The organism is Mesorhizobium sp. WSM4829 (genome assembly GCF_055811475.1).
The window spans coordinates 1-237 of sequence record NZ_JBVVQJ010000180.1; the positions used below are offsets into that span (position 1 = coordinate 1).

Annotated in this window: 1 protein-coding gene; it reads left to right on the forward strand. The window is 84.8% G+C overall.

Annotated elements, in window-relative coordinates:
- Positions 1–39 precede the first annotated feature (39 nt).
- Positions 40–237 (forward strand): hypothetical protein (locus tag AC0L17_RS34765; protein WP_473519032.1); only part of this gene is annotated, 198 nt, incomplete at its 3' end.

The following is a 237-nucleotide window of genomic DNA, read 5'->3' on the forward strand; positions in this document are numbered from 1 at the left end:
TGACTTTTTGTGCTTGTTGTGGGGGGTTGTTGGGGGGTCGTGTCTTTTCTCGTCGGGCCGGTGGCGGTTCCGCCCCCCCCCCCCCCCCACCCTCCCCCCCCCCCGCCGCGCCCGGCCCCCCCCCCCCCCCCCCCCCCCCCCCCCGCCGGGGGCGGGGGGGCGCGCCCCCGCCCCCCCCGCGCCGGCGGGCCCGCCCGCCCCCCCCCCCCCCCCCCCCCCCCCCCCCCCCACATGAAC